Here is a 20,777-nt window from a genome sequence, read left to right on the forward strand (position 1 = left end):
AAACTATGGAGTGGCAGGCGCGTCAGACGGGGGTGGAGTTGAGTCTGAAGGAGGAGGTGTCTCTTCTTGCGGAGGAGGCGGAGTATCTTCTGGCGAGACTTCTGGTGCGGGAGTTTCGGTGACCTCTCCCGATTCATCTGGAGTTGGAGTCACTTCGGGAGATTCAGCTGGTGATTCTGCTGGAGTCGGAGTGGGAGTTGTCTCTTCCTCGCCTCCGCTTACCTCTGGAGAAGGTGTTGGTGTCGGAGTTCCTGATGAATCACCGCCTCCGGAAACTTCTGGAGTGGGTGTTGCCTGCCCAGTTCCCGCCCCGTCGTCCGACAGGGGTGTTGAACTAGGAATCGGTGTTGCATCTACCGTAGGAGTTGGAGTTGCTGAAGATACATTATCCGCACAATCACCATCCTCGCTTCTCAACACTCCATTTTCGGTAAAGACACAAACAGGATTTCCGGTCTTTCTGTCGTAGATGACCACTCCAGTTTTGGAAACATCGGCAGAATTTTTGATAGTAAGATTATCAACGACAGCATTTTTCGCTTTCAAATCAATTGTTTCTACACTCTGGAAGATCCCGGCGATAGCAGTGAGTCTCTCGACCGCAAGATTTTTCACGTAGGAAATCATGTCGGTCATAACGATACCGAGAGATTCAAACGAGCCTCGGACAGAATCTGACACTTGTGAAAGAGCGCTCGAAGCAACAGATGCCGTGATTGATGAAGAAGAAACCGCTCCTTGCTTATTCTCGACGAAAACAAGAACGGTGTTGTCGGAAGAATCATAACTTCCAGAAAATGCTTCGAGTGCTAGACCAACAGAGTCTTCATTTGATGACGCCTTCTTCCCAACGCCCGCTACAGATGAAAGAGAAATCCTATCTCCAATACTAATCGCGCCTCCTTCAAGGTTTACTTTCACAGGCACGCGACCAGAGAGAGCGATCGGCACTTTCCTGTCATTTGGGAAACGATTGTCGCCAAAACCTCCAAGTTCAACTCCGGGCTTAGTAGAGACAATTCCAAGGAGCGGAGCATTCTCCGATCGTCTCGCCGTTTTTACAAAGACAGGATTGTCTAGGTCAAGAGAAACAATTTCTGCAGCAGAAAGTTCGTCATCTTCAGTTGGATACCTTTCTGCAAGGTCGGTGGAAGTGATTGAGGTAGAGTTTGCATAAATAGTTCCGGCAGTTGTAGCGGCTGAACAATCTCCATTGTCATCTACACAAAGCCAGCCGTTTGAAACCTGGACATTTGCTTGATTGGTGCCGTCACCGACAGTAAGAGCTTGCGGAGGAGTAGAAGTTCCAATACCAACAAAAGAAGTACTGGCTCCAATACCTCCAAGAATAATCGAGTTGTCTTGATCTGCAAGCGCGCCGTTACCCAAAACAACTGAATTGCTTACCCCACTACCCACAAGGGCAGCGTAGCCGATGATCACGTTAGTATTTCCACTCACTGTCCTTCCCGCACAAGTTCCGAGGATGATGTTACTATTTCCGCTCACCGCATCAGCGCCTGCCTGGAACCCACCAATGTAGTTATAGTTTCCGGACACGCCACAGAGGCCTGCGCAAGTTCCAAGCACCACGTTGTCGGTCCCATCTCCCGCTCCGGTGATGTCATTGCCCCACGCACAGACACCTCCGATAAAATTACAAAAGCCGACCACTCCACAATATCCCGCCTGTGTTCCCAAAACAACGTTATTCTGCCCAATTCCATTTCCCGCGTTATCATTTCCCCATGCAGCGGTTCCCCCTATGAAGTTGCAGCTTCCCTGAATTCCACAATAACCGACACTATCTCCAAGAAGAACATTTTGAACACCTGAAACACCAAACGCTCCAGTATATCTACCGATTACTGTATTATCATTTCCTACTATCCCGCAATACCCCGCGCAGGTTCCAAACACTACGTTATTAGAGCCGACTCCCGTTCCCTCCGTATCATTCCCCCACGCGCAGGTACCCCCGATGAAGTTGTTACAGGCACCACTTGCAAGACCGCAAAGACCTGCGCAGTAACCGAGAATAGTGTTGCACGAACCGGTGCGGCCATTTTGCCAATTTCCTCCGGCATATTCACCTGCGATGAAGTTATCGCTTCCGTCTACTCCGTCAGTACCTGCTCCAGCAAAAGTTCCGATAATGGCATTAGCATTTCCAGATACCCCATAGCGACCAGCAAAAGTTCCAAGCGCAATGTTGTTGTTACCAGTGCCTCCTCCTGTATCTTGCCCCCACGCACAGACACCTCCGATAAAGTTATTCGTACCACACACTCCATAAAGGCCAGCGCGAGTACCGAGAATAGTATTGCACGAACCGGTGAGAGAATAGTATGCGGCACAGACTCCGAGGACGGCGTTGGAAGAACCCGTGACACCATTATAGCCGGCCTGGGAACCAATAATAGTATTTTCTTGTCCTGAAACTCCAAGGAGACCGACTTGAGAACCAAGAAGAGTGTTGCAAGCACCGGAGACTCCTTGAGCCCCTGCATTCGATCCAATCAGAATGTTATCATCGGCCGAAATTCCATACTGCCCAGCGAAAGATCCGAGAATAATAGCCCTGTTACTAACTCTGCCACTGGTCCAACTTCCTCCAGCATTCTGGCCTGCAATGAAGTTCGCGTCGCCGCAGACTCCTCCAAATCCGGCGGCGGAACCCGCAATGAAGTTGTCATTACCCTGCAAAGAAATGAGTCCGGCGGTATAACCGATGACTGTATTTCTATCACCACACGCGCCACCATAAGCAGCATGGAAACCGAGAATGGCATTTTTGTCCCCTTCAATACCGCAGAAGCCAGCGCTGGTTCCGAGTACCACATTATCCGTTCCATTACTTCCACTCTGCCAATCGCCTCCGGCATAAGAACCGATGAGGGTGTTATCCGAACCACACAGTCCCTTGAATCCGGCTCGGTAACCGATAAGAGTGGCGTAGGTACTGTTGAGACCATTTGTCCAATTAGCTCCAGCCTCTGTACCGGCAATGAAGGAATTATCTGTACACACGCCATTATTGCCGGCATTCGTTCCAAGAATCGTATTATCGGTATGTCCTGCAGTAAAGTTTTGAAAATTTGAAAGGGCATTTGCTCCTATAACAGTGTTGTAAGAACCGCCCAGTCCTCCAAGTCCAGCTTGATAGCCGATGACAGTATTACCTGTGTTGCAAATACCCGCATAAGCTGCTTTGTACCCGATGGCGGTGTTGTAATTGCCATCACCTCCAGTAGCCGAAGCTCCCCATGCAAGATTTCCGAGGGCAAGGTTTTCTATTCCGCAGATTCCATTCTGTCCAGCTTGATGTCCGATGGCAGTATTAAACGAACCACAGAAAGTTGACCAATTTGATCCGGCATCTTGACCAATGAATGTGTTGCCGGGACCGCAGACCCCACAGAAACCTGCGTACGAACCAATGAGAATGTTGCCATCTTGCCCCGCGCAAATTCCACAGAAGCCAGCTTGATAGCCGATGATAGTGTTGCATGCTCCGGTGCGACTACTTGTCCAATCTGCGCCAGCTTGAAATCCGCCGATAAAGTTGTAAGAACCGCATACGCCACAGAGGCCTGCGTTCGCACCCAAGAGCACGTTTTCGTCTCCGTAGACGCCACAGTAGCCGGCGCACATCCCCGCAATGAAGTTGTTGCTTCCGACGTTTCCACAATAGCCCGCTTGGTAGCCGAGGATAGTATTTTTATCTCCTGTGGTTCGTCCGCTCTGCCAATCAGCCGCCGCTTGGTACCCCATGATCATATTGTTGCTTGCGGGAACTCCAGCAAGGCCAGCGCCATCTCCAAGGATTACATTTCCGTTAGCACTTACAAAGTTCCCGCTAACATCCACCCCGTCCACCAAAAATGTTCCGCTGACATTAACATCGCCCGCGACATCAAGGGCGTAACCGGGAGTAGTGGTACCGATGCCGATGTTTCCGTTATTTGCTATGTAAAATTTCGTCGTCGTTGAGACGCCATCAGCAGTGACGAAGTTTATCGCTCCGCCATTATCAGCTTCAAAATTGAGATCGCCCGCCGATGTGATGCCGACCCCCGCGCCTCCAGCCGCCGTACTAAAGAAAGAGTCGTCTGGGAAAATAAGTTTGTTTCCGGTGCCGGAAATTTTAATATTGCCATTTACTTCCAATGGATAGCTCGGATTGGTGAGACCGATACCGACATTGACAGCATCTGCGCCCGTTCCACCCAAGACGATGCTGCACGACGAAGAAACGATGGCGTTGTGACCAATCGCTGTTGCATTGGTCAATGCACCCGAAGCGACATCCGCTCCGGAACCCAAGGCGAGGTTATTGTCGCCAGTAGTATTCGTCGCCCCAGCTTTATATCCAAGAAAAGTATTATTGCCGCTCCCACTCGTTGTGAGATACCCAGAGCAGGTGCCGAGGAAAATGTTTTCATTCCCTGAAGGACCAGACCAGCCAGCACAGGTGCCGATCAGAATATTGTCGACTCCGGAGCTTCCACAGAAGCCAGCTTGGGTGCCCGCGATGAAGTTGCTGCTACCAGCAATTCCGCAGAAGCCAGCGCAGTATCCGAGAACAGTGTTGTATTGACCACCTCTTCCAGACTCCCAATTTCCTCCGGCAGAAGTACCACCAATGAAATTGTTTGAACCGCAGACTCCGCAAAAACCGGCGCAGTAACCAATGATTGAGTTATCATCCCCCGTAACTCCGTAATAACTGGCGTTACCACCCATAAGAGCATTGTAATTTCCAGTAATTCCGCAGTAACCGGCACTGTAACCAAGAAGCGTGTTGTTGATTCCCGTTCGCCCACTCTGCCAGTTGCCTCCGGCAAGCGTACCGATAAGAGTGTTGTCATTGCCGCAGACTCCGCAGAAACCAGCGCAGTGGCCGATGATAGTGGAATAAGCTCCGTTAAATCCATCCGTCCAATTAGCTCCAGCCTCAGTGCCGGCAATGAAGTTGTTGTATCCATCGATACCGCAATAGCCAGCGCAGGTGCCAATAATAGTATTGTCTCCGCCTGTCATGCCGCTCTGCCAGTTTGCTCCGGCAGATGAGCCGATAACGGTTGTGTTCCAGCCGCAGAGGCCTTTATAGCCAGCACAATAGCCAAGAATGGTATTCTGACCTCCCGTAAAACCGCTCTGCCAGTTTGCTCCGGCATAGGAGCCGATAACGGTTGTGTTCCAGCCGCAGAGGCCGCAATAGCCAGCGCAGATACCAATAATAGTATTCTCACTTCCTGTAAAACCGCTCTGCCAATTCCCTCCTGCACAGGAGCCGATAACGGTTGTGTTCCAGCCGCAGAGGCCTTTATAGCCAGCACAATAGCCGAGAATGGTATTCTGACTTCCTGTAAAACCGCTCTGCCAGTTTGCTCCGGCATAGGTGCCGCCGATCAAGTTATTGCTCCCATTGATTCCGCAATAGCCAGCGCAGGTGCCGAGTACCACGTTGTCGGTCCCAGTCGTTCCTGAAATATCGTTCCCCCAAGCATTGTTACCAATAATTGAGTTACTACCTCCTTGCATCCCACAGTACCCAGCGCAATGCCCAAGGAGAACATTGTAAGAACTGGCTCTTCCACTTTGCCAGCAGGCTCCCGCATCGGTGCCGATAATGACTTGGTCGCTGCCACAGAATCCACGAAGGCCTGCACGCCTTCCGATTAACACCCCATCTGAACCTCCAAATCCAGACTGCCAATTTGAACCAGCTTCTTTACCAATGATGGTGTTACCATATCCAACAACTCCACAATAACCAGCACAACTGCCGAGAATAATGTTGTCGGTACTAGTGAAGCCTGACTGCCAATTTCCTCCGGCATATGTACCGCCAATGAAGTTATAGGAACCAGCCACTCCGCAATAGCCCGCATCAAGACCAAGGATGGTGTTCGAGTTACCACTAATCCCACAAGTGCCAGCGTTGACACCTATAATAATGTTGCAGACCCCGCCCATTCCACTCTGCCAATTTCCTCCGGCATTCGTGCCAATAAGTGTATTATCCGAACCGCAAACTCCGCAGTAGCCGGCACAAGAACCAATGATAGAATTGTTACTTCCTGATACTCCACAGTAGCCCGCACAGGAACCGATAAGTGAGTTTGAACTTCCCGAAACTCCCCGAAAACCAGCTTGATTTCCAAGGAGAAGATTGTTAGAACCGGTAAATCCTGAAGTCCAATTTGCTCCGGTGTTCGTACCAAGAAGCGTGTTGCCACTTCCACACACACCGCAATAGCCAGCGCCACAACCACCGATAAAGTTATTATTTCCAGAGATTCCGCAGAAGCCAGCGCAAGTGCCAAGAATTATGTTGTCAGTACCGGTTCGCCCACTCACCCAGTTCGCCCCAGCTTGGTTACCGATAAGTGTATTCACATTTCCACAAACTCCGCAGAGACCAGCATATGAACCGAGAATGACGTTGCCGGATGCCGAGATACCGCAGAAGCCTGCTTGATAACCGAGGATGGTGTTGCATGCGCCTGTGCGTCCGCTCTGCCAACAAGCACCGGTTTGTACGCCGGCAATGAAGTTACTAGGGCCAAAGATTCCGCAATAACCGGCACAGGTGCCAAGTACTATGTTTCCATTTCCAGTGCTTGCAGTTGTCCTTTGATCCCCCCACGCACTGTCACCCACAACAAAGTTGCTCGTCCCACAAATACCACAGTAGCCGGCACGATAACCGAAAATAGTGTTGCACGAACCGGAATTCGCACCGTTCCAATTACCACCGGTCTCATAGCCACCCAAGAGGTTGTTCGAACCGCACACACCGTTGTAGCCGGCGTGATATCCGAGGAGAACATTATTGTTTGCTCCTACAAATCCTCCGCCAAAATTCACACCATTCACAAAATAGCCACCTGAGACATTCACATCTCCTACCACATCAAGATCGTAACTTGGAGTAGTGGTGCCGATACCAACCTTTCCGTTATTCAAAATCGTAACCGGAGTGAGACCGTTTGTCGCAAATGTAATCTTGCCGCTACCGCTGAAATCATCATCTGCAGCAAAGGAGAGATCGCCAGCCGCTGTCATACCGCTTCCTCCACCAACAGCAGTACCGATGAAAGTACCGTCTGGGAAATAAAGACCGTTGCTTCCGCCTTCAATTTTTATATTTCCATTTACGTCGAGGGCATGATCCGGAGTAGATGTGCCGATACCAACAAAAGTACAAGCACCGCCCAAAACTATAGCGTTGTCCTTTCCTACGACAGCGTTATAACCGATTGCCGCGGAATGAATAAGACCATCGACTGCAACGTCTGCTCCATCGCCTAAAAGAAGAAGGCTCGAACCGCAGACATTGCTTATGCCCGCAGAAACTCCGACGAATGTGTTATTCCCACCAGTTGTATTAGCATTGCCAGCATTCAGCCCGATGAAAACATTACTACTTCCCGAAGTATCGCCATTGCCTGCTACAGAACCAAGAAAGACGTTATTCGTTCCAGAAGTTCCCCCCGCTCCAGCATTTACTCCTGCCATGAAGTTGCCGGAACCGGAGATACCGTTCATTCCTGCACCTGTTCCAAGAATAATGTTTTGAGTTCCCTCTCTACCTGATTGCCAATTCGCTGCGACACACGAGCCGATGATGATATTGCAAGAACCGCAAACTCCGCAAAATCCTGCACAAGTGCCGAGGATAATATTATCGCTCGCAAAAATTCCGCAGTAGCCGGCACAATGTCCAATGATAGTATTGAAATCGCCGCTATACGTGCTCTGCCAATTTCCTGCAACACAGGTGCCGGCAATAAAGTTATCGTCTCCACAGATTCCGCAATAGCCGGCGCAGTGGCCGAGTATGACGTTGCAATAACCTGAAATTCCGCAATAACCGGCACAAGCGCCGCCGATGAAGTTAAAATCTCCCGACACACCATAGTAAGCAGCGTAATTTCCGAGAATACTATTCCCATTACCACAAAGTCCGCAGGCTCCCGCAGAAGGACCAATGATAGTGTTGTTTCCTCCCATCCTCCCGCCTACCCAGTCCCAGCCGGCAAAAAACCCGAGAAGCGTATTGTCATTCCCGCAGACTCCATGCTCTCCAGCACCGGCACCAATAATGTCATTAGCAACTCCAGAAACCCCGCACGCTCCGGCCGAAGCTCCAATAATGGTGTTGAAGTAACCAGTCCTTCCGCCCGACCAATCATAGCCAGCACAAACGCCTGCGATGAAGTTGCAGGAACCAACTATTCCTTCATAGCCGGCGCAGGTGCCGAGGATAACGTTATTATTTCCAGCAGAACCACCGTTCCAACTAGCACCAGCATTAAAGCCGATGGCTGTGTTGTAATCTGCACCTGTATAAAAACCACAGAAAGCGGCGCACGTTCCGAGAGCTATGTTGTTATTGCCACAAAATCCGCCACCCCAACAAGCACCAGCGGAAGTACCGGCAACGAAGTTATTATTAGCACAAGTACCTTTGTAGCCAGCGCAGGTGCCGAGAAAAGTATTGTTAGCACCACCATAACCGCCCTGCCAGCAAGCACCAGCCGAATAACCGATCAGCGTGTTATAGCATGCTCCATTATAGAGACCATTAAACCCGGCGCTGTCACCAAGGATAATGTTACTAGAACCACAAAATCCACCTGTCCAATTTCTAGCCGCACACGAGCCACCAATAAAGTTGTCTGAACCGCACACCCCGCCCGCGCCCGCATGATCGCCAATGACAGAGTTACTGCTTCCGTAGAGACCGTTAAAGCCAGCAAAATTTCCGAGAATAACATTGCTGCCTCCCGGGAGTCCCGCCTGCCAATTACCTGCGGCGCAGGTACCGCCTATGTAGTTGCCACTGCCACCGACACCAGCCGCACCAGCGTAAGCACCGAGAATAGTGTTCGTGGTACCATTATTTCCACTATTCCAAACTCCTCCCGCTCCCACGCCTCCGATAAAGTTTGAGCTTCCAAAAACTCCGGACGCTCCAGCACTTGTTCCAATAACGACATTTGAACTTGTGGTAATCCCGCAAAGACCAGCATTTGTTCCAAAAATAACATTATTTGAACCAGCCACTCCGCAATACCCCGCGCAGGTTCCCAAGACCACGTTGTCGGTTCCGACTCCTGCTCCAGTTGTATCATTTTTCCAAGCACAGCTTCCACCGATGAAGTTATTACTCCCACAAATCCCGCAGAGACCGGCATTTGTCCCGATAACAGTGTTATTAGTACCGGCATAAAGAGAGCAAGAACCTCCCCATGAGTAATCTCCTAAAATCGTGTTAGAGGAACCCGCCACCCCACAAAATCCTGCGTGATTCCCGATGACAGTATTCGTACTTCCAGTAAGACCTGCGGTATCACCACCCCACGCGCTCGTCCCGCCGATGAAGTTGTTGTCAGCTCCGCTTGCGAGACCAGAGTAACCAGCGCAAGAACCGAGAATGGTGTTACTTTGACCTGCATATGTTGAACCCCAATTTGCTCCGGCGCATGCGCCGATGATAGTGTTGTACCAACTTCCCTGTTTTCCTCCCGTTCCTGTTGCTCTACCCAGACCAGAGTTCGCCGCTTGATAGCCGATAACGGTATTGTATTGACCATACGTATCAGTAGTATCAGCACCCCATGCTTCTACCCCGGCGATAAAGTTGTTTTGAACAGCAGTGTTCAATCCGCAAAAACCCGCTTTCGTCCCAAGCACGGTGTTGTCATTAGCATTCAAACCATAGAAAGCAGCTTGATAGCCGAGAATAGTATTTCTTTGACCATTGATATTGCCACCAGCAACAGCTTCCGAGCCGAGAATGGTGTTGTCGGTTCCTCCGCCTTGAGTGGAAGAGGCGACTTGATAGCCGATAAAGGTGTTGCGACTTCCGCCAAACCCGCACGAACCGGATTGTGTGCCTAAGAAAATATTGTCGGAACCACTGACGCCGCAATATCCCGCTTGGTAGCCAATAATGGAATTTTGGTTTCCTGCAATTCCGGAATAGCCAGCACCGGCACCAAGCACAACATTGCATCCTCCAGTGAGTCCGATGACATCGTTCCCCCACGCACTTGAACCAGCGATAAAGTTTTGACTCCCGGCGATACCGCAGAGACCTGCCGAGTAGCCAAGAACAACGTTTTGATCCCCGCTCTGACCAGATTCATCATCCCCCCAAGCACCCGGACCACCGATAAAATTAAAATCTCCCGCTACGCCGCAGAGACCAGCGTTCACGCCAATCACAGTGTTGCAACTTCCCGCTATTCCGCAAAGTCCAGCTTGTGTTCCAAGCACCACGTTGTCATCTCCCGTTCCCGCGCCTGTCGTATCATTCCCCCATGCATTATCCCCGATGATGGTATTTTGATTTCCCCCAATTCCACCATAACCAGCGCAGGTTCCCAAAATGAGATTGTCATTACCAGAAGTTCCAAATCGCCAGTTCGCTCCGGCACAACTACCAATGAGAGTGTTATCAGAACCACAGACTCCGCCATAACCAGCGCGGCGGCCAATGAGCGTAGTGTAATTTCCGATACGGCTCGATCCCCAGTTCCCTCCCGCGTCAGGACCGAGAAGCGAGTTATTGTTTCCGTAGACCCCGGCATAACCAGCATTGTAACCAGCAACAAAGTTATTATTTCCCGTGATGCCGTTATAACCAGCAGAATCCCCCAAGACAATGTTGCTTTGGCCATTCGTACCAGTCGAATCTGCTCCCCACGCGTTATAACCGGCGATAAAGTTTTTATCTCCGGTGATACCGCAATATCCGGCGGCCGAACCAAGCACGATGTTATCCGTACCAGTTGCGGTTCCGCTTTCATCATCACCCCACGCGCACGCTCCACCAATAAAGTTACAGCTTCCCGCAACTCCATAATACCCAGCACAAGTTCCAATAATCACATTCGATCCTCCTTCAGCAATTTGTCCGGCGTTGTAACCAGCGTGGTCGCCGATGATCGTAGAAGATGCGGCACTCGAAAAATATCCGGCGTATGGACCGAAGATGGAATTGCCACTGCCAGTCGTTGATGCGGCGGCATAATATCCGATCGCAGAATTGTAAGAACCGGTCGTCGTTGCTCCCACGAAAGTGCCGAGAAGGAAGTTGTTGTCTCCAGAGTTGCCAAAACCAGCGTGATCTCCGAGAATAATCGTGCTTGAACCCGTGTTGTTATATCCGGCGCAAGAACCACCAATAAAGTTGTTGGAACCGGTGTTACTTAGGCCCGCGCAGAAACCAATGATGGAGTTGCAAGATCCGGTGTTTTGAGCACCTGCTGAAACACCGAGAAAAGAGTTATGGTCGCCGGTGTTGTCACTGCCAGCATACGTTCCGAGAGCTACGTTATAGTCACCTACATTATTAAAACCGGCGCCGTTACCCATAAAGTTGTTTATGTCGCCGCTATTGTACATACCAGCTTGGTCACCAAGAAAAACATTACCCAAACCAGTATTGTGCTGACCAGCACAACCGCCAACAAAAGTATTATAAGAACCCGTGTTAAATTCCCCCGCATGCCAACCTCCAATAAAGTTTTCGGATCCAGTTGTCGAAGCGGCGGCATAATATCCGAGAGCGACATTTCGAGAACCGGTCGTCGTTGCTCCCGCGAAAGTGCCGAGAAGGAGATTGTCAGAGCCGGTAACGGAGCGGGAGCCGGCACACTGACCTGCGATAAAATTATAATTTCCAGAAACACCCGCGGCGCCAGCGCAAACACCGAGAGCGATATTGCCTGTTCCTGATCCTGGAGAGGTAAAGAGTATTGTGCCACCAATACCGTACCCCCCGCTTATGTTCGCGTTCCCGACAACATCAAGAGCTTGTGACGGGTTCATAAGCCCAATACCTACTCGCGCTAGTGAAGTGTCCACATAAAGCTGATCGGTGTTGACCGCAAAATCTCCCGTGGTGCAAAGACCAATGTTCAAATTCTGCCCCGCCACCGGTGTGAGTGTCAGTGCCCCAGTTCCTGTCGTGATTGAACCGGAGGTTGAAAAATTAATTGAAGTTGAATCGATAAGTACCGAACCAGTGCCAACTTTAAGCGCGCCTTGGACCCAAAGATTGTTGGCAATGGTTGAAGTGCCGGTACCATTTACATTCAAAAGTCCCGCAAGAGTTGAACTTGCGGTAGCGCATGTGCCGACAAAATTTCCCGCGGTCAAAGTCCCAGTAAATGTTTTCGCGCCGTTGATCGTCTGCGCACCTTCGGTCATTACAAAATTCGCATCTGCTCCCGCGTCTGGAATAGTGTAAATATGAGCTGCGCCTTGTGCAGCATTCGTGATTAATGTTTGATAGTCGCCTGAATTTGCAGTTGGGCCAAATTGCAGAACTCCAGACAAAGCGGATGAGGGATATAAACTTAATACTCCTTTATTTCCAGTTGATGTTCCCACATTGAGATATGTCTCTACAGTTCCTGAAGAGATGGTCAACAGTTTTCCACTGCTTGGAGAAAGTGTGATGAGACTTCCGCTACTTGGCACAATCGAATTCGCCTTGATACCGTTTGAACCGAAATCTTGCGCCTGCGAAGTCGCGCCGACAACCGCGCCGTTTGCAGTCAGATATGAACCGGCGGGTTGTTTGTTGTTAAAGGTATTCCAGTCGGTTGAGGAAAGTGTTCCTGTCGCGGAAGTTCCAGCGAGTCCGAGGGTCAAGGCCTGACCTGAAATAGTGAGACCATTTATGCTGTTGGTAAGGGTAACGTCGCCGGTATTAGTGCCGGAGAGATTTGAGGCCGACAAAGTTCCTGAGAACAATCCGTTGCCAATAACGCTCAAAGCTTGTCCAGGAGTGGTTGTGCCGATGCCGACGTTGACCGCATTTCCTCCCGTGCCTCCGAGCACAAGAGAATTCGAAGCTCCGACAATTGCATTGGCGCCGATTGCAGTGGCATTAGTGAGAGCAGAAGATGCTACGTCGGCATTGTATCCAATGAGAGTAGTGGAGCTACCAGTTATATTGGTAGCTCCAACGTTGCGTCCAAGAGCAGTATTCCGCGAGCCAGTGGTGTTGTTGAAAAGTGCAGACTCTCCGTCGGCAGTATTGTTGGAACCCGTAGTGTTGCTGTAGAGGGATCCAAACCCGCTCGCGGAATTTTGTACACCAGTAGTGTTGCTGTAGAGTGCAGAGTATCCGTTCGCGGTGTTGTTGATTCCTGTGGTGTTACTCAAGAGTGCATTGTTTCCAGTGGCAACGTTGTAACTTCCTGTGGTGTTGCTAAAGAGCGCACCATACCCGTCAGCGGTATTACTGCCACCTGTGGTGTTATTGTAGAGTGCGCTGTCTCCATTTGCGGTATTTAGGGTCCCTGTTGAATTTAAGGAGAGTGCATAAAATCCGCTTGCGGTATTGCCATACCCGGTGGTATCGTTCCGGAGTGCGTAGTATCCGTTCGCAGTATTCTCGCTACCACTGGTGTTATTAAAGAGTGCATTGTATCCAGTCGCGCTGTTGTAGCTGCCTGTAGTGTTGCTGGAGAGAGCTTGGTATCCTAGAGCAGTATTGTAATTCCCCGTAATACTTGTATTCCCCGCCCCCACACCAAGCAAGGTATTGCCTGTTGCAGTCAAAACATCGAGGACAGTATTTCCAGCAATTTTATACACTCCACTCACATTTGCGTTGCCAACAACATCAAGCATTTGCGAAGCCGTGGTGGTACCGATGCCGACTTTGCCAGCAGAGAAGAAAAGAGTTGAGGTGCCCGACACTGCAGTGCCGGTCGCGCCATAAAAAGCTGCTTGTCCGGTTAATCCGGAATTCACTGTCCCACTCCCGCCCGCCGTAATGCCAAGCGTAGAAGTCGCAACCCAAGCAGGCACTCCTGAAACCGAAGAAAGGACGTACCCTTCAGTTCCGATGTTTCGTTTTGCGAGAGAACTAGTCGTGTTTGCATAGAGAATATCGCCAACAGCATACGTGGTAGTACCAGTACCTCCGTACGCCACGCCCAAAGTACTTCCGTGCCATGTTCCAGAAACGACTGTGCCGAGCGATGAATAGGTCGCCGAAAGATTTGGAAAAGTTGAAGTTGCAGAAGTCGAAGTCGCCGTAAAATATTCTCCAAGAATTTGTCCGACGACAGTAAATTTCGCGAACGGAGTTGAAGTTCCAATTCCGTAATTCAAAGTTGATGGATCGATGTAAATATGTTCGACGGTACAATTCGAAGTCCCCGGCGCGCATCCTGGATCGAGCGTTTCTCCCGGAGCATACGGAGTAATCGGATACGAAGCGTACGCGGGAGTTGCAGTCCAAGAAAAAATCGAGGACGCCATTGTTTCCAGTATCGAAGAAATTTGTATCGAGAAAGGCTGGAGCGTTTCTGAAATTTTTCCAGAAAGTGGGAACGCGTTGAACGCGGAAGTTCTGGAATCCGTGAACTCCCGAATCGCAAGATTTTTAATATCGAGACTGAAGGGAAAGCTCGATTTTTTTTGAAGAGGGGTGCTGTTTTCCGAGAAAAAAGGAAGCCGGTCCAAGACAGCTTTTGCAATCAAAATGACCGCAATTACGGAAGAACTAACCTTCGATAAAACTCGGGGCTTCATTAATAGAGTATTATACAGGAGAAATAGCTCAATTTTTGAGAAAAAATGTGGATAACTCTAGGTTTTTTCACCAAAACACAGAAAATGGAAATGTGCCGAAAACTTGCATTCTTTTTCCAATTTTGGTATGCTTTTCTGAATGATGATTCTTCAGAGTTTTCTGCCTTATATACAAATTATTCTCTCACTTGCCCTCATTGCAGGAATTTTGCTCCAGCAATCAGAAGCGAGTCTCGGAAGCGCGTTCGGAGGCGACAGTTTCAGTTCTGTCCAGCACACGCGAAGAGGTTTTGAGAAAATTATTTTCCGCGTTACGATTGTAATTGCCGTACTCTTTGCTGCATCTGCGTTTTTAGCGCTCATCATTCGATAAAACACAAATATAAACTTTTTTCGAAAGAAAAAAGAATTATTATTTTGGACTTTTTGTCCACCTTGACCCATACTCAACACTTTATTTTACTGTGAACCGCTTTCTACACTACCTTCTTGAAAAGGAATGGAAAATTCCTCGGGAAGAAAAAATTTCAAACGCGATCAGAAACTTTTCTCTTTTTGAAAGAGTTCTTTTGTATTGTTTCGTCGCTGTTTTTATTATTTCAGGTCTAGCGCTCTTAAATCAGGTAAGCAACGGAGTTTCAGTCGAAATACCTACCTATGGCGGAACTTTGACAGAAGGAGTGGTCGGAGTTCCTCGTTTTATAAACCCGCTTCTTGCAACGGGAGATACTGACCGAGACCTCGTTTCCCTTATATATTCAGGGCTTTTAAAGGGAACTCCGGACGGAACATTGGCCCCAGACCTGGCAGAAAGCTATTCAATTTCTCCTGACGGGCTTGTGTACACCTTTACGCTCAAAAAAGATCTGACATTCCAAGATGGAAGCCCCGTAACTTCCGATGATGTGGTATTTACCATCCAAAAAGCGCAATCTTCAACGCTCAAGAGTCCGAAGCGGGCGAATTGGGACGGAGTAAAAGTAGAAAAAACAAATGACAACACGATCACGCTCACTTTAAAACAAGCTTACGCTCCTTTCCTTGAAAATGCGACGCTTGGAATTCTCCCGAAACATATTTGGAAAGATACCACTGATGAAGCGTTTCCTTTTAATACCGACACCGTGAACCCGATCGGTTCCGGACCATACAAAATAGATTCGATAGAAAAAGACAAAACTGGCACGCCGATCTCGTATACTCTTTCTGCATTCGAAAAATACGCCGGCGGCGAAGCATATATTTCAAAAATTATTTTTACATTTTATCAGAACGAAGACGATCTTCTTTCCGCATACAAATCGAACGAAATTGAAAGCGTAAACACGATCTCCCCAGAAAAAGTTGGTGATTTAAAATCGCTCGCCGGTATTGTGGAAACAAATCCCCTGCCAAGAATTTTTGGGGTATTTTTCAATCAAAATGAGGCTCCGATTTTTGCTGAAAAAGAAGTGCGAATGGCCTTAAATATGGCTACAGATAAGGATAAAATCGTAAATGATGTCCTCTTAGGATTTGGAAAAACAATTGATGGACCGATACCCCCGGGAACCATTCAAAACGCAATTTCCACATCAACTCAAAACACGAACACAGGAGATGTGGACAAGGCAAATGCGCTCCTTGAAAGTGCCGGTTGGAAAATAAATCCGGACACTCACATACGCGAGAAACAAAATAAAAAAAATATGCAAGTTCTCAGTTTTTCTTTGGCAACATCAAATACTCCTGAATTAAAAAAGACTGCGGAGCTCTTGAAAGAAGAATGGGGAAAGATCGGAGCGCATGTAGATATAAAAGTGTATGAACCGGGAGACTTGAGCCAAGAGGTCATCCGTCCAAGAAAATATGACGCGCTTCTTTTCGGAGAAATTGTCGGGCGAGATCTCGACCTCTTCGCATTTTGGCATTCTTCGCAACGAAATGATCCGGGACTCAATATTGCTCTTTATACTAATGTGAAAGCAGACAAAATTTTGGAACAGCTCCGAACCCTCTCTGATGAAAACCAAAAAATAGATCTGTACAAGCAATTTGAAGGAGAATTGGCGAAAGACACCCCGGCAATATTCCTCTATGCCCCTGATTTTATCTATATCATTCCACAAAAAGTGCGCGGGTTTTCTATGGGAGAAGTGACCACTCCTAGCGAGAGATTCCTCACGGTTTCGAAGTGGTATATCAACACAGACAAAGTCTGGAAAATCTTTGTGAAATAAGGCTTTTTTCACAAAGCACCCCCTTATTTTATTATTCATTATTATTTTTCTATTTATTAATTTATTTTATTTATGACAGGAAAACCACTCTATCTTTCTGCCCTTGTCGATGACAAATCGGGAGAAACAAAAAATCCGCCGGAAATGAAAAAATCCGCGCCAGTTCAGCATGCTCAAAAAAACCGGCATACCCCGCAAGCAGGAGGATTCCGACAAGGAGGCCATGGCAAATCACGAGGAGCGCGCCACGGCGACCACAGACGCAGAATGCGGCCGTCCCAACCGCATATGGGTAAAGTTGCTGACGACAAAATTCCTCCGATTGGAGACGCGATTCGGGTGATTCCTCTCGGCGGAGTGGAAGAGATCGGCAAAAACATGATCGCAATTGAATATGGCGATGATATTGTCGTCATTGATATGGGTTTCCAATTTAAGGACGAAAATACGCCTGGAATTGACTACATTTTGCCCAACACAAAGTATCTTGAAGAAAGGAAAGACAAAGTGCGCGCAGTTATTATCACCCACGGACACCTCGACCACACCGGAGGAATTCCCTACCTTATGGAAAGAATTGGAAATCCCCCGCTCTATTCTCGCGCTTTAACGACAATCATGATCCGCAAGCGACTGGAAGAATTTCCCCATATTCCCAAGGTAGATATTCGCGTAGTTGAAAAAGAGGAGACAATCATGGCGGGAAAGCTCAAAATCCGCTTCTTTTCTGTGTCCCACACGATTCCTGACTCAATGGGAATCATTGTCGAAACACCGTACGGCGTCATCGTCGACCCGGGAGATCCGAAACTTGACCATGTAGACGGCGTGCCAACAGAAGCAGAACAAAAAGAGTATTCAAAATTCGACAAAGAAAATGTGTTGATGCTCTTAAACGACTCGACCAACATCGAAAACCCAGGATTTTCTACTCCAGAAAGACTTGTGCACAAAAATCTCGAAGAAATTATCCGTTCGATCAAAGGACGCCTCATTATCGGTACATTTGCGTCACAGCTCGAGCGAATCATGCACATTATTTTGTGCGCGGAGAGATTCGGCAAAAAAGTGGTGATTGAGGGACGAAGTATGAAAGGAAATGTTGAAGTAGCAAGGGCTTCAGGAATGCTCACCGTAAAACCAGAGACAATTATTCCTGTTGAAGAGATCGAAAACTACCCAGCAGATAGAATTGTCGTGCTTTCTACCGGTGCGCAAGGAGAAGAATTTGCCGCTCTTATGAGAATTTCTACAAAATCTCACAGACATTTGAAACTTCGAAAAGGTGATACAGTTCTGCTTTCTTCCTCGATTATTCCTGGAAACGAAAGAACAGTTCAGAAACTCAAGGACAATTTGACCCGACAAGGAGCAAAAATAATCCACTATCGAACCTCTGACGTCTATATTCACTCGACAGGACACGGAAACCGAGGCGAGCTCGAGTGGATGTTCAAGCATATTCATCCAAAATTCTTTATGCCGGTTCACGGACATCACTACATGCTTCACTTGCACGCAGAGATGATCGAAAATCTCGGAATGCCGAAAGAAAATATTATTGTTCCAGATAATGGGACTATCGCCGAAATCCGGGACAAAGGCACAAAACTTGTCCGTTTGAAAGAAAAAGCGCCTTCAGGACTTGTGCTTGTCGACGGTTTCGCTATCGGAGACGTGCAGGAAGTAGTGCTACGAGACCGGCAGATGCTCGCGGAAGACGGAATGTTCGTCATCATTGCGACTGTTGATTCTCGAACGGGAAAACTGAAGAAATCTCCGGATATTATTTCCCGAGGATTCGTTTACTTGCGAGAATCGCAAGAACTCCTTCGCCTCGCCCGCATTATCATCAAAAAAACCGTGGAAGATTCTTCAAAAGGAATGAACCCAATCAATTTTGACTTCGTAAAGCAAAACGTGACCGAAGAAGTGGGGAAATTCCTCTTTCAAAAGACAGCAAAACATCCAATTGTTATCCCGGTACTACTCGGAGTATAATTGAAACGAGTAGAAATTTATTATTTATTTAAAAACCATGGATACAAACACAAGTGGGAATGTGCCACAAGCAAGTGCGCCCAAGTCTAGAAAGAATCTTATTATCATTATTCTCGTCTTACTTGTTGTTCTCTTCTTGGGAGGCAAAGTGCTTGGATTTCTGGGAAGAAATGCCGCAAAGCAGGCGATAGAACAAGCAACGGACGGAAATATAAGCGGAGATGGTACTTCTGGAACAATCACAACAAAAGATGGCAGCGTATCGTACGGAACTAATTCCCTGCCGACAGATTGGCCGACTGATGTGCCTGTCTATACAAACGGAACTATCCAATACAGCGCTTCTTCAAATCAAAGCGGTCAAACAGGAAAAGCTGTCGTAATTCTTTCTCCTGATTCTGTCGCAACGGTAAAAAGCTATTACACAAGCGCACTTCCTCAAAATGGATGGACAATTAAGGGCACTCAAGAAGCTAACGGAGCGACGGTTATCGTGGCAGAGAAAAGCGGACGAAATCTTTCTCTCTCGATAGTTGGCTCTTCAGAAGGAACACAAATTACTCTTGGAACAGATAAATAGTGCTCGGAACATCCTTACAAAGACAGCAGAAAAAAGCCCCAGCGGGCTTTTTTCCTTATCCTCGACGGTTTCCACTGTGGTATAGTTTTGCCCCAAAGGCAAAATTACACCACATCGGACCAAGCAAACTCCCCTGCGGACTGTCTTTGTAAGGATGTTCCTCGTTTACACCTAGCGTGGGGACAACATTTTTGAGACCGAAGAGTATTGGCAGTATAATAAAGCGCATGAGACACGTAATAGCCCACCTGAAAAAGGAGAAATATTTTAGCTATATATACCTCTGTGCTTTTCTCCTCTCTCTCCACTACGCTTTTGTTTTATATATAAACTCAAGTTTTCTCGAACAGTTTCTTTCAACTCAAACGATAGCATTTCTTTTCATTGGAAGTGCTCTCATTAACATCACCATCCTTCTCAATATCACGACACTCCTCCGTCGATTCGGGAATTGGAGACTTATGCTTTCATTCCTCGTGCTTGAGATGATAGGAATGCTTGGGATGTCCCTCTCTACAAATGGAGCGAGCGCAAGCATCTCATTCCTCGTCTTTGGAAGCATGGCATCCATCCTCCTTTTTAATTTGGATATTTTTCTCGAGACAGAAATCAAAACAGAGACACATACGGGCGGAATTAGGGGAATTTTCCTCACTATGTGCAATCTGGCCTTCGTCCTTTCCCCGTTCGTGGTCGGCCATCTGATCGGAGAAAATAATTACACGAGCGTTTATACGCTTTCATTTATCTTTCTTTTGCTTCTCCTTCCTATCATCATGTCGAAATTTAAAGGATTTAAGGACCCCGACTACTCTCCCATGCACGTAGGAAACGCTCTCTCGCATTTCAAAGGAAACGGCAATCTATTCCATATTTATGTGACGAATTTTCTCCTGCATTTTTTCTATGCAGTCATGATTATATACACACCGATCTATCTGCATCAATATATCGGTTTTTCATGGGGAACGATCGGAGAGATGTTTAGTATCATGCTTATTCCGTTCATTCTTTTCCAAATTCCCGGGGGAGAAATTTCAGATCATTTCGGCGAAAAAGGCATCCTCATCGTGGGGCTCATTGTTATGGCTATCTCAACCCTTTTCCTCTCTTTTATCGGTCAAAACGTGGTAGCGTGGACGATACTTCTGTTTTTCACCAGATGCGGAGCATCGCTCGTAGAAATTATGACTGAAACATATTTTTTCAAGCACGTAAAAGGAAAAAACTCCAATGTCATCGGCTTTTTCAGGACAGCAAGTCCCCTCTCTTTCGTTATTACTCCGATCGTGGCGACGCTCTTTTTGCTTCTTTTTCCAATGCAATACCTCTACCTTCTTGTAGGCGTTATGCTCCTTCTCGGAATTCAGTTCGCTTACAGTATAAAAGATACTATCTAGAAA

General features: G+C 47.9%; 6 protein-coding genes. 5 read left to right on the forward strand and 1 reads right to left on the reverse strand.

Annotation, left to right across the window (positions count from 1 at the left end; translation table 11 throughout):
• Nucleotides 1–3 precede the first annotated feature (3 nt).
• A complete protein-coding gene (locus tag PHS53_02505; GenBank protein MDD5356994.1) occupies nt 4–14,574 on the reverse strand; it encodes a hypothetical protein in 14,571 nt (4,856 codons plus the stop codon).
• A gap of 139 nt (nt 14,575–14,713) precedes the next feature.
• On the opposite strand from PHS53_02505, the gene secG reads away from it, so the two are divergent.
• The 5 genes from secG to PHS53_02530 all read left to right on the forward strand — a co-directional run bounded on the left by secG (nt 14,714) and on the right by PHS53_02530 (nt 20,774).
• Nucleotides 14,714–14,947 carry a preprotein translocase subunit SecG gene (secG, locus tag PHS53_02510; protein ID MDD5356995.1) on the forward strand — a complete coding sequence of 78 codons (234 nt, stop codon included), beginning with the start codon at nt 14,714–14,716 and terminating at the stop codon, nt 14,945–14,947.
• A gap of 91 nt (nt 14,948–15,038) precedes the next feature.
• The gene (locus PHS53_02515) at nt 15,039–16,793 is read left to right on the forward strand and encodes a peptide ABC transporter substrate-binding protein (GenBank protein ID MDD5356996.1); all 1,755 of its coding nucleotides are present in this window, start codon (nt 15,039–15,041) and stop codon (nt 16,791–16,793) included.
• Nucleotides 16,794–16,865: 72 nt separating this feature from the next.
• Nucleotides 16,866–18,794, forward strand: coding sequence for a ribonuclease J (locus PHS53_02520; GenBank protein MDD5356997.1), 1,929 nt, complete (start codon nt 16,866–16,868; stop codon nt 18,792–18,794).
• A 37-nt stretch (nt 18,795–18,831) separates the two neighbouring features.
• Nucleotides 18,832–19,374 (forward strand): hypothetical protein, encoded by a 543-nt coding sequence (locus PHS53_02525; protein ID MDD5356998.1) that lies wholly within the window; start codon nt 18,832–18,834, stop codon nt 19,372–19,374.
• A 227-nt stretch (nt 19,375–19,601) separates the two neighbouring features.
• Nucleotides 19,602–20,774 (forward strand): MFS transporter, encoded by a 1,173-nt coding sequence (locus PHS53_02530; protein ID MDD5356999.1) that lies wholly within the window; start codon nt 19,602–19,604, stop codon nt 20,772–20,774.
• The last annotated feature ends 3 nt before the right edge of the window (nt 20,775–20,777 follow it).

This window comes from Candidatus Paceibacterota bacterium (assembly GCA_028714635.1).
Lineage (GTDB): Bacteria > Patescibacteriota > Minisyncoccia > Phycocordibacterales > JAQTLZ01 > JAQTLZ01.